Origin of the sequence: Synechococcus sp. CS-1326, assembly GCF_025128115.1 — a bacterium.
In the GTDB taxonomy this organism is placed as follows: domain Bacteria; phylum Cyanobacteriota; class Cyanobacteriia; order PCC-6307; family Cyanobiaceae; genus Regnicoccus.
Genome location: NZ_JAHLYV010000030.1, coordinates 48,231 through 61,830 on the forward strand (window position 1 = coordinate 48,231; position 13,600 = coordinate 61,830).

14 protein-coding genes and 1 pseudogene are annotated in these 13,600 nt (G+C 68.5%); 6 read left to right on the top strand and 9 right to left on the bottom strand.

Annotation, left to right across the window (positions count from 1 at the left end):
* Window positions 1-14: 14 nt before the first annotated feature.
* Entirely contained in the window at window positions 15-1,652 is a 1,638-nt protein-coding gene (locus tag KQ307_RS11875) for a 2-isopropylmalate synthase (RefSeq protein ID WP_259728064.1), read from the top strand.
* Between the two features lie 21 nt (window positions 1,653-1,673).
* Window positions 1,674-1,985 (top strand): divalent-cation tolerance protein CutA, encoded by a 312-nt coding sequence (gene cutA, locus KQ307_RS11880; protein ID WP_259702837.1) that lies wholly within the window; start codon window positions 1,674-1,676, stop codon window positions 1,983-1,985.
* A 38-nt stretch (window positions 1,986-2,023) separates the two neighbouring features.
* Here the strand turns inward: cutA and KQ307_RS11885 are convergent, their stop codons facing one another.
* Genes KQ307_RS11885 through KQ307_RS11895 form a run of 3 tightly spaced genes read right to left on the bottom strand, consistent with a single transcriptional unit; the run spans window position 2,024 to window position 4,330 of the window.
* Window positions 2,024-3,049, bottom strand: a complete 1,026-nt coding sequence (locus tag KQ307_RS11885; RefSeq protein ID WP_259728065.1) for an RluA family pseudouridine synthase — start codon at window positions 3,047-3,049, stop codon at window positions 2,024-2,026.
* Window positions 3,042-3,794 (bottom strand): response regulator transcription factor, encoded by a 753-nt coding sequence (locus KQ307_RS11890; protein WP_259728066.1) that lies wholly within the window; start codon window positions 3,792-3,794, stop codon window positions 3,042-3,044. The genes KQ307_RS11885 and KQ307_RS11890 overlap by 8 nt, the downstream gene beginning before the upstream one ends.
* A 38-nt stretch (window positions 3,795-3,832) precedes the next feature.
* Window positions 3,833-4,330 carry a hypothetical protein gene (locus KQ307_RS11895; protein WP_259702834.1) on the bottom strand — a complete coding sequence of 166 codons (498 nt, stop codon included), beginning with the start codon at window positions 4,328-4,330 and terminating at the stop codon, window positions 3,833-3,835.
* Between the two features lie 167 nt (window positions 4,331-4,497).
* On the opposite strand from KQ307_RS11895, the gene KQ307_RS11900 reads away from it, so the two are divergent.
* The gene (locus KQ307_RS11900) at window positions 4,498-5,697 is read left to right on the top strand and encodes a cysteine desulfurase family protein (RefSeq protein ID WP_259728067.1); all 1,200 of its coding nucleotides are present in this window, start codon (window positions 4,498-4,500) and stop codon (window positions 5,695-5,697) included.
* Here the strand turns inward: KQ307_RS11900 and KQ307_RS11905 are convergent.
* Window positions 5,675-6,220 (bottom strand): DUF456 family protein, encoded by a 546-nt coding sequence (locus KQ307_RS11905; RefSeq protein WP_259702832.1) that lies wholly within the window; start codon window positions 6,218-6,220, stop codon window positions 5,675-5,677. The two genes, KQ307_RS11900 and KQ307_RS11905, sit on opposite strands and share 23 nt — an antisense overlap.
* Window positions 6,220-7,119 (bottom strand): 16S rRNA (cytosine(1402)-N(4))-methyltransferase RsmH, encoded by a 900-nt coding sequence (rsmH, locus tag KQ307_RS11910; protein ID WP_259728068.1) that lies wholly within the window; start codon window positions 7,117-7,119, stop codon window positions 6,220-6,222. The genes KQ307_RS11905 and rsmH overlap by 1 nt, the downstream gene beginning before the upstream one ends.
* Window positions 7,120-7,181: 62 nt before the next feature.
* On the opposite strand from rsmH, the gene KQ307_RS11915 reads away from it, so the two are divergent.
* Both KQ307_RS11915 and KQ307_RS11920 read left to right on the top strand, forming a co-directional pair.
* Window positions 7,182-8,366 carry an NAD(P)H-quinone oxidoreductase subunit H gene (locus KQ307_RS11915; RefSeq protein ID WP_259702830.1) on the top strand — a complete coding sequence of 395 codons (1,185 nt, stop codon included), beginning with the start codon at window positions 7,182-7,184 and terminating at the stop codon, window positions 8,364-8,366.
* A 110-nt stretch (window positions 8,367-8,476) separates the two neighbouring features.
* A pseudogene (locus KQ307_RS11920) lies at window positions 8,477-8,623 on the top strand (DUF2752 domain-containing protein); the annotation flags it as partial.
* 201 nt (window positions 8,624-8,824) lie between these two features.
* Here the strand turns inward: KQ307_RS11920 and KQ307_RS11925 are convergent.
* The gene (locus tag KQ307_RS11925) at window positions 8,825-9,541 is read right to left on the bottom strand and encodes a hypothetical protein (protein ID WP_259728069.1); all 717 of its coding nucleotides are present in this window, start codon (window positions 9,539-9,541) and stop codon (window positions 8,825-8,827) included.
* A gap of 227 nt (window positions 9,542-9,768) precedes the next feature.
* On the opposite strand from KQ307_RS11925, the gene KQ307_RS11930 reads away from it, so the two are divergent.
* The gene (locus KQ307_RS11930; RefSeq protein WP_259728070.1) at window positions 9,769-10,242 is read left to right on the top strand and encodes a thioesterase family protein; all 474 of its coding nucleotides are present in this window, start codon (window positions 9,769-9,771) and stop codon (window positions 10,240-10,242) included.
* Between the two features lie 48 nt (window positions 10,243-10,290).
* Here KQ307_RS11930 and KQ307_RS11935 read toward each other — a convergent pair whose 3' ends face one another.
* From KQ307_RS11935 to menA, 3 genes are read right to left on the bottom strand one after another with little or no spacing between them, the layout of a single operon-like run.
* Entirely contained in the window at window positions 10,291-11,547 is a 1,257-nt protein-coding gene (locus KQ307_RS11935) for an AMP-binding protein (protein ID WP_259728071.1), read from the bottom strand.
* Window position 11,548: 1 nt separating this feature from the next.
* Window positions 11,549-12,610 (bottom strand): o-succinylbenzoate synthase, encoded by a 1,062-nt coding sequence (locus KQ307_RS11940; protein ID WP_259728072.1) that lies wholly within the window; start codon window positions 12,608-12,610, stop codon window positions 11,549-11,551.
* Entirely contained in the window at window positions 12,592-13,566 is a 975-nt protein-coding gene (gene menA, locus KQ307_RS11945; protein ID WP_259728073.1) for a 2-carboxy-1,4-naphthoquinone phytyltransferase, read from the bottom strand. Before menA ends, KQ307_RS11940 begins: the two co-directional genes overlap by 19 nt.
* Window positions 13,567-13,600: the final 34 nt, after the last annotated feature.

A 13,600-nucleotide genomic window follows, 5' to 3' on the forward strand; every position in this document is an offset into this window, starting at 1 on the left:
GAGTTGCAGCGGTCATGGCCAGCGATCCCGGCCGGGTTCTGATCTTCGACACCACGCTCCGTGACGGGGAGCAATCCCCTGGGGCCAGCCTCAACCTGGAAGAGAAACTGGCGATCGCCCACCAGCTCGCCCGGCTGCGGGTCGACGTGATCGAAGCGGGTTTTCCCTTTGCCAGTGCCGGCGATTTCAATGCCGTCCAGCGGATTGCCGCCTCGGTGGGCACCCCTGAAGGGCCGGTGATCTGTGGCCTGGCCCGCGCCACCCCCGGCGACATCAAGGCCTGCGCCGAAGCCGTGGCCCCCGCTGCCCGTCGCCGCATTCACACCTTCATCGCCACCAGCGACATTCATCTGGAGCACAAGCTGCGCAAGAGCCGCCCCGAAGTGGTGGCGATCGCCGCCGAAATGGTGGCCTATGCCCGCTCCCTCGTCGACGACGTGGAATTCTCCTGCGAGGACGCCGGCCGCAGCGACCCCGACTATCTCTATGAAGTGATCGAGGCCGCCATCAGGGCCGGCGCCACCACGATCAACATTCCCGACACGGTCGGCTACACCACACCGGCCGAGTTCGGATCCCTGATCGCCGGCATCGATCGGCACGTGCCCAACATCGGCCAAGCGGTGATCTCCGTCCACGGTCACAACGATCTCGGCCTGGCCGTGGCCAACTTCCTGGAGGCCGTCAAGAACGGCGCCCGCCAGCTGGAGTGCACGATCAACGGCATCGGCGAGCGGGCCGGCAACGCCTCGCTCGAGGAGCTGGTCATGGCGCTGCACGTGCGCCGCAGCTATTTCAACCCGTTCCTGGGTCGTCCCGCCGCCAGCACCGAGCCGCTCACCAGCGTGCGCACCGAGGAGATCGCCAAAACCTCCCGGCTTGTCTCCAACCTCACCGGCATGGTGGTGCAGCCGAACAAGGCGATCGTGGGTGCCAATGCCTTCGCCCATGAATCAGGCATCCACCAGGACGGTGTGCTCAAGAACCGCCTCACCTACGAAATCATCGACGCCCGCACGATCGGGCTCACCGACACCCGCCTCTCCCTGGGCAAGCTGAGCGGTCGAAGCGCCTTCCGGGTGCGGCTGGAGGAACTCGGTTACACCCTGGAGCGCCGGGATCTCGATGACGCCTTCGCCCGCTTCAAGGAACTGGCCGACCGCAAGCGGGAGATCACCGACCGGGATCTGGAGGCGATTGTGAGCGAGCAGGCCCAGCAGCCAGAAGCCCGCTACACCCTCAAGCTGGTGCAGGTGAGCACCGGCACCAACCTGCAGCCCACCGCAACCGTCACCCTGATCAGCTCCGATGGCGCCGAGCGCACCGGGGCGGCGATCGGCACCGGGCCGGTGGATGCTGTCTGCCGGGCGCTCAACTCCCTGGCAAGGGTGCCCAATGAGCTGGTGGAGTTCAGCGTGAAGTCGGTCACCGAGGGGATCGACGCCATGGGCGAAGTGACGATCCGGCTGCGCCACCAGGGGGTGCTCTACTCCGGCCACGCCGCTGACACCGACATCGTGGTGGCGGCGGCCCAGGCCTTCGTTCATGCCCTCAACCGACTGGTGCAGGGAACGGAGCGCCCACCGCTGCATCCCCAGCTGGCCCCGCTGCCGGTGGGTGATCTTCCCCTGGCCGAGCGGCCCCGGGTCTGAGGGCGCTCGACCAGGGGTCCCATGACGCTTCTCGCCGTCTACACCACCGTCGGCAATCTGGACGACGCCCGTTCCCTGGCGAAGCTGGCCATCGACGCAAGGTTGGCGGCCTGCGTCCAGCTGGAGCAGATCGAGAGCTTCTTTGCCTGGAAGGGAACGACGGAACACGAATCAGAGATCCGGATTCTGTTCAAAACCAGCCCAGATCACTACACCGCGCTTCACGACACCCTGCTGAACCATCATCCCTACGAAACCCCGGCGATCTATGCCGTCGAAACCACTGAGGTCAACAGCTCCTATGCCGAATGGGTGCAGGCCTGCCTGGGCTGATCACGATCGGCCCGGCGCGGGGTCGCCGCGGCAAGCCATCAGCCGTCCTTCGCCACCGTGAGCGACTGCGGCAGGGGGGCCGTCAGGTCAAGGTCATGCCCCTGCCCCTCACTTCGGATCAGCAGCCGGTGCGCATGCAGGTGGTAGCCCCCCTCCCCCGGCAACCCCTCAACCCGTGCCCCGCCGCCAGGGAGATAGAGCGGATCGCCCAACAGCGGTGCCCCGAGGCTGGCCAGGTGGATACGGATCTGGTGGGGCCGGCCGGAGTGGATCGTCACCTCCACCCGGTCGCCATCGGCGCGGCGCTCCAGCAGCCGGACGACACTGCGGGCCGCCAGGGCACCGGGGGAGTCCGCTGAAGCGGCACACCAGACCTCACCCAACAGCGGGTGAGGCCTGCGACCGATCGCCGTGCTGACCTCCAGCCACTCTCCCGGCTCAAGCGGGAGGGCGGCGGGCACCGTCAGGGCGCGGTAGATCTTCCGGCAGGGCTGCCCGCCGTCGCCCGGACCACTGGCCGGGCTGGCCGTGGTCTGCCGCAGCCGGGCACTCAGCCAGGCGCGGGTGGCCTGCTGACGAGCGCAGACCAACAGCCCGGAGGTGAATCGCCCCAACCGGTGCACGGGCCTGGGCACGCCGCCGCCACGCTCCACCCACCGGCGCTCCAGCATCCGTTGCAGTGTGTGTTCCAGATAGCCCCCCGCCGGCACCACCGGCAGGCCACTGGGCTTGTTGATCACGTGCAGGTCACCGTCATCGAACACCGTGCACCAGTGCTCCGGTACCGGCGGCTCCTCCCAGGGGGGGCGATCCCACTCCAATCTGTCGCCGGTGGCGAGGCGGCGATCCACCAGGAGCCGCTGGCCGTTCCAGCGGATCTCACCAGCCGCCAGGCGCGCCTGCCAGAGCGCCTGGCTGGAATGGCGGTAACGACCGGCGTAGTAAGCGCACAGGCTCCTGCCTGCATCACCCGGAGCGATTCGGTCGCGGTAGCTCCAGCCGTTGTTGAGGCCGGCCGGCAGCCAACCCGGTGGACAGGGGCACCCGGGCGGCCAGCTAGACAACCAGTCCGTTCTCCAGGGCGTAGCGCACCAGCTCGGTGCGGCTGGTGGTGCCGGTCTTGATGAACAGCCGGCTCACATACTTCTCGACATTGCGGATCGAGGTTTCCAGCTGCCTGGCGATCTCCTTGTTCATCAACCCCTCGGCCACCAGCTGCAGCACGCTGGCCTCGCGGGGGGTGAATTCATGGTGAACGGGAGCGACCGCCTTCTTGCCGCCGCCGAGTTGCAGAAGCGAGCGGATCTCGGTGATCTGCCTGGCCATCTGGCCGATGTCGGCGTCGGCATAGCGGGCCGCTTCAGCCAGCAGACGCTCCTGACGGCGCACCACATTGCGCACCCGTGCCACCAGCTCATCCGGATCGAAGGGCTTGGGGATGTAGTCGTCGACGCCGGCCTGGAAACCCTCGATCCGATCGGCCGTCATCCCCTTGGCCGTGAGGAAGATCACCGGGGTGCCTCCCAGCCGTTCATCGGCCCGCAGCCGCCGCAACAATTCGTAGCCGTCACAGCGGGGCATCATCACGTCGCTGATCACCAGATCAGGCAGCAACTCCTGGGCAGCGGTCCAGCCCTGATCACCATCGGCAGCGGTGCTGACCGCAAACCCTTCCTCCTCCAGGTAGGCCTGGACGGCATTGCGCAGACCGGGCTCGTCATCGACCAGCAGCAGGCGGGGCGGCGCCGGCGGGGCGGTCGGCTGATCATCGGCGGCGCTGGCCGCGGTGGCAGGGAGGTCTTGACTCATGAACCCAGCTGTGATGGGGGCAATCTATCCAGCCCGGTTCAGCGGAGGCCGCCAGGCAGGATCACCTCCCGCTCAACCCGAAACCCGCTGTAGCCGAGCTGCAGAGCCAGGGGCCTGAGACCGGCCGGATCCTTGCCGGCCTGCTCCGGGAAACAGGTGGCCCACCAGACCAGATGGTCGATGCGGTTGGCGGAGGAGATGGCGCCGCCTGGATTGAGTTCCCGCAGGATCAGGTGGCGACCGTCGTTGGTGACCCGGGTCGGCGACGCGGTGGAGCAGCGGATCGTTTCGCTGCGCACCTTCACGTCATTGGGCAGCTCCTCCCAGACCTTGATCCGCATCAGGCCGGGCTCGGCAGGGTCGGCTGTGATCCCGTAAACCCCAAGAGCCTGGGGGCCGCCGGGAATGGTGCGCTCGAACAGCAGAGCCATCCCCGGCGGCCTGTTCTCGGAAGGGATGCGGACCTCTGCCCCCTGGCCATGGGCTGCCGAAGCGGAGATCAGCAGGAGGCAGGCAACCAGCACGGATCGAGTCATGGCCAGGGGGACAGGTCCGTTCAGAATCCGTGATCTGAAGCCTGGCGCGGCTCGCAGCGATCCGCCGTCACAACTGGCGGCTCCAGGCCAGCCAGCGGTCCCGCTGCTACAAGGGAAGCTGGGGTGTGGAACCTTCCATCCCGAAGACACCCCCCCCCGCCGAGCCTGTGACGATCCCCTACCTGGACTACCAGGCCACCACCCCCTGCGCGCCGGAGGTGGTGGTGGCGATGGAGCCCTACTGGAGCGAGCTGTTCGCCAACCCGTCGAGCCGCCTGCACCGGCCTGGGCTGGAGGCGGCCACGGCGGTGGAGCAGGCCCGCGAGCAGCTGGCGGCACAGCTGGGAGTTGCCAGCGGGCGACTGGTGTTCACCAGCGGCGCCACCGAAGCCAACAATCTGGCCATCAAGGGGCTGGCGGAAGCCCGGCAGCATCTGGGCCGCCACCTGATCACCGTGGCCACGGAGCACAAGGCGGTGCTCGACACCATGCGTGCCCTGGAGCGCCGCGGCTTCAGTCTCACCGTGCTGCCGGTGGGCCGCGATGGCCTGCTTGATCTGGGCGATCTGGTGGCCGCTTTCCGCCACGACACCATCCTGGTGAGCGTGATGGCCGCCAACAATGAGATCGGTGTGCTCCAGCCCCTGGCGGCGATCGGCTCGCTCTGCCGGGCCAGCGGCGTGATTTTTCACTGCGATGCCGCCCAGGCCTTCGGCCACCTGCCCTTGGTTCCAGACGATCTGAGCATCGATCTGCTCAGCTTCAGCGCCCACAAGTTCTACGGACCCAAGGGCATCGGTGCCCTCGTGGTGCGCGAAGGGATCAGCCTCGAACCCCAGCAGCACGGCGGCGGCCAGGAAGGGGGGCTGCGGGCCGGCACCCTGGCGGTGCCACTGATCGTGGGCATGGCCAGGGCCGCCGCCCTGGCCCTCGCCGACCGGGAGGAGCGCGAGGAGCGGCTCGGCGCCCTGCGGCAGCGGCTGCTCAGCGGCCTGCGGGCGATCGATGGCGTGGCGGTGAACGGCAGCCTCGTGCAGCGCCTGGCCCACAACCTCAATGTGCGCATCGCCGGGGTGGATGGCAACCGGCTGCACAGCCTGCTGCGGCGCCGCCTGGCGGTGAGCGGCGGCTCGGCCTGCAGCGCCGGCAGCCCCTCCCATGTGCTGGCCGCCCTGGGGCTGGACCGCGCCGCCGCGGCGGCTTCGGTGCGCTTCGGGCTTGGCCGGGGCACCACAACAGCCGAGATCGATCAGGCGATCGAGGTGGTGGCTGATGCGGTGCGGGAGCTCAGGATGCCCGCGGCGGCCATGGGAGCGGGCACGGCGGACGCTCCAGCCGAGCAGCTCAGAGCCCCAGCAGCCTGCTGAGCAGAACGAACCCAACCACCCCCAGCAGCGCCAACAGAAACTGCGCCAGCCGGCTCACCAGCATCCCTGCCACCACCGCCAGCCCCACGATCAGCGAACGCTTGAGGCGCAGGAAACCGAAGGGCCCCAGCTCGCCAGACGCGCTCAGCAGTTCCCCCAGGGCGGCCCCCAGCAGCGGCCCCAGCAGGGCGCCCAGCAGCGGGCCGCCGAAGGGCAGGGCCGGCAGCAGCCCCAGCAGGCCCACCAGCAAGCCGATCCCCGCACCGATGTAGGCCCAGCGGGTGGCCTGGAGCCGGGCTGCCCCGAGCACCACTCCGAGTGCTTCCGCCCCCCAACCCAGCAGCAGGATCACGCTGGCGAACAGCAGGGTCGGCCAGGCGGTGCTCCAACCCGCTGCCCACACCCACACCCCCGCCCCGAGCGGCAGAAACACCAGCCCCGGCAACACGGGAAGCAGGGTGCCTGGAACGGCCAGCGCCTGCAGCGTGAAGGCCAGCCACCAGAAGCCATCAAGCACAGTCATCAGCTCCGCCGCGCCACCCGCAGCTTGGCGGAGCGGCTGCGGGGATTGGCCTCCTGCTCCACCGCATCGGCCACCAGGGGCTTGCGGGTGATCCGCTCCAACCGGTCATCACCGAGAAACGCCATCTTGACGCGGCGGTCTTCGAGCGAATGGAAGCTGATCAGCGCCAGGAGACCGGCGGGGGCCAGCCAGTCAGGGGCACGGCTCAGCAGGGTCTCGAGTGCCTCCAGCTCGTCGTTGACGGCAATCCGCAGCGCCTGGAAGGTGCGGGTGGCGGGGTGCAGGCGGCCGCGCCGGGCGGCCGGTGGGTAGCAGCCCGCCACCAGGTAGGCGAGCGCGGCGGTGCCGCCACCGCCCGCCGCCCGGGCACCAGAACTCCAGGGGCGCTGCTCGACGATGCGGCGGGCGATGCGCCGCGACAGCCGCTCCTCGCCGTAGGAGTAGATCAGATCGGCGAGGGCCTTTTCCTCGAGGCGGTCAATCAGCTCAGCGGCGGTCTCCCCCGTGCCGTTGTTCATGCGCATGTCGAGCGGCCCGTCGAGGCGGAAGCTGAAGCCGCGCTCCGCCACATCCAGCTGGGGGCTGCTCACCCCCAGATCGGCCAGCACCCCGTGCACGGGAGCAGCCGGCACATAGGCAGCGAAATTGGTGGCGATCAGGCGCACCCGCGGCCCGAACGGCGCCAGCCGCGAAGCGGCGGCGGCCAGGGCGGTGGGGTCCTGATCCAGGCCGATCACCTGCAGATCGGGGTGGGCCTCCAGCAGCAGGGCGCTGTGGCCACCCCCACCCACCGTGGCATCAATCATGGTGGAGCCGGCGGGCAACGCCGCGAAAGCGGCCAGCACCGGCTCGGCCAGCACCGGCAGATGGTGGAAACCGGGCGTGATCTCTGGCGGCAAAGGCCCTTGTTGCAGCGATCCCTTCCTAAGATCCGACGATTCCGCCTGTCCCTCCCGGCGCCATGACGCAGCTCGAAACGCGCACCGAGCCGATGGTGGTGAACTTCGGGCCTCACCACCCTTCCATGCACGGGGTGTTGCGGCTGGTGGTCACCCTCGACGGCGAGGACGTGGTGGATTGCGAGCCGGTGATCGGCTACCTGCACCGCGGCATGGAGAAGATCGCCGAAAACCGCACGAACGTGATGTTCGTGCCCTACGTGAGCCGCTGGGACTACGCCGCCGGCATGTTCAACGAGGCGATCACGGTGAACGCCCCTGAGCGGCTGGCCGACATCCCGGTGCCGAAGCGGGCCAGCTACATCCGGGTGCTGATGCTGGAGCTCAACCGCATCGCCAACCACCTGCTCTGGCTTGGCCCCTTTCTGGCGGATGTGGGAGCCCAGACGCCATTTTTCTACATCTTTCGCGAACGGGAGATGATCTACGACCTCTGGGAAGCGGCCACCGGTCAGCGGCTGATCAACAACAACTATTTCCGCATCGGTGGCGTGGCGGCCGATCTTCCCTACGGCTGGCTGGAGAAATGCCTCGACTTCTGCGACTACTTCGGCCCGAAGATCGATGAATACGAAAAACTGATCACCAACAACCCGATCTTCAAGAAGCGGATTCAGGGTCTCGGTGTGATCAGCCGCGAAATGGCGATCAACTGGAGCCTCTCGGGGCCGATGCTGCGGGCTTCCGGCGTGCCCTGGGATCTGCGCAAAGTGGATCACTACGAGTGCTACGACGATTTCGAGTGGGACGTGGCAACCGCCAGCGAAGGGGATTGCTATGCCCGCTACCGGGTGCGGATCGAGGAGATGCGCCAGTCGCTGAAGATCCTCAAGCAGGCCGCCAAAGCCATCCCCGGTGGCCCCACCGAAAATCTGGAGGCCCGCCGAATGCTGGAAGGCAAAGGCGGAGAATCATCCGGTTTCGATTTTCAGTACATCGCCAAAAAAGTGGCTCCCACCTTCAAGATTCCCGGCGGAGAGCTCTACGCTCGGCTGGAATCCGGCAAAGGCGAACTCGGCGTTTTCATCATCGGCAACGACGACGTGACCCCCTGGCGCTGGAAGATCCGCGCCGCTGATTTCAACAATCTGCAGATCCTCCCTCATATTCTCACCGGCGCCAAGGTGGCCGACATCATGGCCATTCTCGGCTCGATCGATGTGATCATGGGTTCGGTGGACCGCTGAGAGGGCTTCGCCGGAACCGGTCTGTTTTTCTGAGCAGGCTGCAGGCTTCTGGCTATCTGGCCCCTGCCCTGCTCACCGGTTACCTGGGCCTGAAGGCTTTTCACCCCCTTCTGCCGGGGTTCAGTTGCCCCTTTCGGGCGATCAGCGGCATTCCCTGTCCCACCTGCTTCCTCACCCGATCCATCGCGGCCAGCCTGCGCGGTGACCTGGCTGAATCGCTGTCGCTTCATGCCCTCGGACCGATCGCCGCCGTTGGGCTGATCGTCTGGTCGGCGCAGGCCATCCACACCCGAAGGCTCGTGCCCAGGGGCCTGAAAACCTGGCATGGCGTGCTCGCTGCCGCCGTGCTGCTGGCCTACTGGCTGGCGCGGCTGGTCCTCACCTACGGCCTTGGCCTCAACGCTTTTGCCACGGGTTAAACCAACCAGGAAACACCTGGGAAGAAGCCTCCTGCCGGTTCAGAACGAGGGGCGGATCAGGCCTTTGTCGTAGGCGGCGTTCTGCACGTAGAAGGTGCTCACCGGAACAGCCACCAGCGCCCCCAGGCCACAGGTGAACAAGGTGATCGCCACGACGATCAGCCAGACGAGCAACTGCAGACCGGCGAAGGAGCGGCCCTCGGAGCTTCGGTAGACCACCTGAAACGAGGACGAGAAGGCCTCCAGAACGGGGGCCTCCGTGTTGAAGATCCTGTTCACGTAGATCGGGCCGGTCAGGGCGATGGCGATGCCGGGGAGGATGCAAAGAACCAGCCCAACTCCCATGGCGAAAGAGAACAGAAAGCCTGCAAGCAGATACCTCCAGGGCCGCCTGAGCAGGGTTTTGAAGGCTTGCCGCACGGTGATGATCTCACCGGTGGCGTAATGCATCGCCGGCACGGCGATCAACAGCACACCAACCAGGCTGGAGAGAATCGAGAAAGGGAGCTGGCCGATCTGTCCGAGCAAAAGGCCAATGGCTGCGGCGCTGTCCGTCTCGGCGCCACCGGCCGCGGCAAGGCCCAGCATCGAGGCGAGGAAATAAACCAAGGCGCCAAGGGCGCTGACGGCGATCGACACCACCCAGATCAACAGGATGGCTGGGAAGTGGGCCAGAAAGGCTGCCCAGGCTTTGTTGATCGAGGGCTGGCCAGGTTCGATGCGATGGTCGGTGCGTTCTTCCAATGCTCCTGTCACGAATGGGTTGAACAAGAACTCAAGATAGGTTGAATATCAACTTCAAAAAAATGGATCCCGCCTGTCGCAACAATGATTGGATCAAGCGACGACGGCCTGGGCCCGGGCAAGGGGCAGACTAGATTATGGAAAGCCTGAAGGTTTCCGCCTGGATGAATGGGTTAATCAGCACCAACCTCGACACAAACATTCATCCGTTGAGGCGGCCTCTTGAGCCCGGAAACACCTTGAGCGACGTCACTCCCTGGCTGGTGCTGGACCGCACCGTCCGCTTCGGCGACACCGATGCCGCTGGCGTGATGCACTTTCACCAACTGCTGCGCTGGTGCCACGAGGCCTATGAGGAAAGCCTGGAACGATTCGGCATTCCCGCTGCCGACCTGTTCCCCAGTCCGACCGGCAGCGTGGCTGTGGCACTGCCGATCATTCATTGCAGCGCCGATTTTCTGCGGCCGATCGTCTGTGGTGATCGCCTTCTGGTGCGGCTGACTCCCCAGCAGCTCGATCCGGGACGCTTCGAGGTGGGCTATTCCTTTCTGCGCGGCAGCGGCGAGGGTCAGGAAGTGGCGCGGGGCCTCACCCGACACCTGGCCATTGCCATCGGCAATCGGCGCCGTTGCCCCATGCCGGCCGCAATCGAGCGCTGGCTGCAGCAATCGGGCCTCCAGGCTGCAACGGGGGGGATGGCTGGTGTGGACTGAGGATCAGCCCGGATCAGCCACGCTCCAGAGAGCGGCTCAGGGGGCCGATCAAGGGGCGGTGGTCTCCTGGTTGTCACGCTGATCCAGCCAGACTCGCCAGCGATTCAGCTCCCATTTACCCAGGGGATTGCGCTCCAGTCCCGGGCAGGGGATCCAGCGCCAGGGTCGCTGGGGCGGGGGCAGGGCCAGCGCCGCTTCCATCAGTCGGTGGACCGCGCTCTCGCCGTTGTCCTGCGCCCGGAAGAGGGCCACGAGCCGCTCCCCCCACTCCGGATCGGCCACCGGCAGCAACAACAGCTCGCTGAGCTCAATTCCGGCTCGGTTCAACCGTGACCTGAGTTCCTGCTCCAGCCGGGCCGGGAAGACGGTCTCGCCGCCGCTCTGAATCGCACCATCGCTTCGCCCGAAAATCTGCAGCCCGCCCCCACCCAGCTGGCCCAGATCACCGCTGCGCCACCAGCCGCCTGGCCCGGCAAGCGGTTGCAGCCCCGATCCATCCGTCCTCAGCCAGCCGGGGCTGAGCCGGCCGGTGCGCACCTCGATGGCACCGGCAGCAGCCAGGCGAAGCTCCACATCGGCCAGGGCCTGACCGCACCCCTCCTGGCCCTCCAGAAACGCCTGGGGGGCCAGGGCCGCCACCATGGCCGCCGTTTCCGTGGCCCCGTAGCAGGGCGCCAGCCGGATCCCCACCTGTCGGGCCGCCGCCGCCAGGGAAGCGGCCAGGGGCGCGCCTCCCACCCAGATCACCTCAAAGCCCGCCAGCCACTCCACACCGAAGGGATCGGCCATCAGCCGTTGCAGCTGGGTGGGCACCAGCGAGAGCAGGGCCTGACGGTCCGTCGGCAGGATCACCCGGGCGGCCAGTTCGCGGGGATGGCGCATCAACGCCGGGGAGAGCTCCTGCTGCGGCACCCCCCACTGGCGACTGCGCACCAGCGGCAGCAGGCCGCTGACATGGTGCAGCGGCAGGGGATTGAACAGGATCGTGCCGGCTGGATCGATCCCGATCGCGCGCAGCCAGGTGGCGCTCGCCGCCGCCGACTGGCGCAGGTGGTCGAGGGGCTGGAGGCACCAACGCCGTTCGCCGCTGCTGCCGCCACTGCCGATCAGCACCCCTGGACCCCAGGGCTGCCAAGGGTCGCCACACCTGGGCAAGACGCCCGCCAGGGCGGGTCGCTCCTCGGGCCTGGCCAGAGCCACCACGGCTCCCTCGCTCCAGAGCCGCTCCAGCTCCAAGGTCTGCTCGATTGGGGTGGCATCAGCAGAGCCGGGACCGCCTCCCCACCAGTGCACCGAAGCCGTCATCTCAGGCGGCCTCCCACACCAGCTCGGGGTCGCGGCTGACCAGGGGGCCGGCCGCCCCCCAGCCCGGGGCCAGGCCAGGGGCGGCCGGGGTGGGGCCTTCGGCCTGCAGAGCCGCCAGGTGATCGAGCCAGCGCCGGCCGATGCCGGTTTCAAAGGCCGTGCTGAGCATCAGCCTGGGAACTCCGGCTTGCAGCTGGGCCAGCAGCGGCCGCGGGTCGCCCTCCAGGGACGGCCGCCGCACCTGCCAGCCCCGCCAGTGGCGGCGCTGCTGCGGCCGCTCCCGCAGCGATTCATCCAGCGCCACCGGCAGCCGCGCCGCCAGCTGCTCCAGCCCGGCCTGATCCCCGGGCGCCAGTGGCTGCTCCAGCCACTGCAGGCGCGGTTCATCCACCAGTCGGCCGGCCCACCACCAGGCGGTGGCTCGATCCCAGCCGCCATTGGCATCGAGGCGCAGGCGGCTGCCGGCCGGCAGCCGCCCCAGCAGGTCCTCAAGCACCTGCCGCTCCAGCCCATCGGCGGCAGCCGCCACCTTCCACTTGCAGGTGAAGGGCAGCGCCGGGAAGTCCGCGGCGGGGCACCAGCGCGCCAGCGCCTGCTCCAGAGCAGCCGGGGCCCCTTCTCCCGCCGGCAGGAGCATGGCCGAAGGAGGCGCCGCCCGCCAGCCGCCAGCCGGGCCAGAAAGCCCTGGGGCCGCACCCACCAGCCCATCGGCTTCCGCCAGGGCCATGCCGATCGCAAAGCCCAGCTCCGGGGCCAGCTCCGGCAGGGCGGCCTCCAGGGCCTGCCGGGGCATGGTGCAGCCGAGGGCCTCGATCGCCGCGGCCAGCTCCCTCAACCGCTGCTCAGCCAGGGCGGCCGTGGAGGGCAGGGGCGCCGCCTCCCCCCAGCCAGCCGCAACCGGCGGCGCAGCGGGAGCAGCAGCGAGACCCCCATCCGCCTCGCCCAGCTCCAGCAGCAGCAGCCAGCCGCGCTTTTCAGCCAGCGTTCCCCAGGCGGTGACGAGCGGCCTGGTCAGCGCAAGCCGGAAGGGCCGCCAGACCAGCCTCACCACCGACCCAGCCACCGACCCAGCCAAGGCCCCACCGCCAGGCCGCAGGCCAGACCGAGTCCGTTGAAGGCCTGGAACTTCAGGGCCAGGAATTTGCTGCCACCGATCCGCTCCGGGTCGGCGTGGTGCTCCCGCAGCAGCTGGATCAGGGACCGACCCGCCGGCAGGCCGACCACCCCCAGCAGGGCCGTGAGCGGCCAGCGGCCCAGCAGCACCGGCGCCCACTGCAGCGCCAGGGTGAGTGCCACGAACCAGGGCACCAGAGCGGCACCACCGCCGGTGCCGAGCCGCACCACCGGCGAGCGTTTGCCGTGGGCCGCGTCCTCCTCCACCTGATGGAAGTGGGAGCAGAACAGCACCAGGCTGGTAGCCACGGCGGGGCCGCTGCCCAGCAGCAAGGCCTGCCGCCAGGGAATCAGGCCGGCCGGCCCACCGGCCGGCGCCAGCGCCAGCAGGGCGGCGGCGGTGGCGAGCGGCCCGAAGGCCAGCCAGCAGAGTGGTTCCCCCAGCCCCAGGTAACCCAGTCGCAGCGGCGGCCCCTGGTAGGCGTAGCCCACGCCGCAGCAGGCCAGCACCAAGGCCAGCACCGCCGGGCTGCTGCGGGCCGCCACCAGGGCGATCAGCAGCAACCCCAGCACCAGGCAGCCATGGGCCAGCACCGCCACCCGGTCGCGGCGGCCGGTGAGGTTCACCACCGAGTGGGGCTTGCCGAGCCGGTCGACGCCGGTATCGGCATCGAACACATCGTTGGCGAGGTTCTCCCAGGCGAGCAGCAGCACCGCCGCCAGCAGGAAGGCGAGCAGCTGGCCCCAGCGCAACGGCTGGCCCTGGCCCAGCTGCCAGCCCGCCGCCAGCAGCACCGGCATCACCGCCACCGAATACATCGGCCACTTGATCGCCGCCTTCCACAGCTGACGGCGAGCCGGAGCGGCCGGGGCGTAACGGCTTGCGACGACCTGGGGGCCTGACATGGGCAGCTTGGGCGGTGGCAGGAGAAGGCCCCAT

Bases quoted from the DNA above. Each gene is read 5' to 3' on its own strand.
- KQ307_RS11935 (WP_259728071.1), bottom strand. From the start codon at position 11,547: ATGACGGCTTCGGTGCACTGGTGGGGAGGCGGTCCCGGCTCTGCTGAT.
- KQ307_RS11875 (WP_259728064.1), top strand. From the start codon at position 15: ATGGCCAGCGATCCCGGCCGGGTTCTGATCTTCGACACCACGCTCCGT.
- cutA (WP_259702837.1), top strand. From the start codon at position 1,674: ATGACGCTTCTCGCCGTCTACACCACCGTCGGCAATCTGGACGACGCC.
- KQ307_RS11890 (WP_259728066.1), bottom strand. From the start codon at position 3,794: ATGAGTCAAGACCTCCCTGCCACCGCGGCCAGCGCCGCCGATGATCAG.
- menA (WP_259728073.1), bottom strand. From the start codon at position 13,566: ATGTCAGGCCCCCAGGTCGTCGCAAGCCGTTACGCCCCGGCCGCTCCG.
- KQ307_RS11905 (WP_259702832.1), bottom strand. From the start codon at position 6,220: ATGACTGTGCTTGATGGCTTCTGGTGGCTGGCCTTCACGCTGCAGGCG.
- KQ307_RS11915 (WP_259702830.1), top strand. From the start codon at position 7,182: ATGACGCAGCTCGAAACGCGCACCGAGCCGATGGTGGTGAACTTCGGG.
- KQ307_RS11895 (WP_259702834.1), bottom strand. From the start codon at position 4,330: ATGACTCGATCCGTGCTGGTTGCCTGCCTCCTGCTGATCTCCGCTTCG.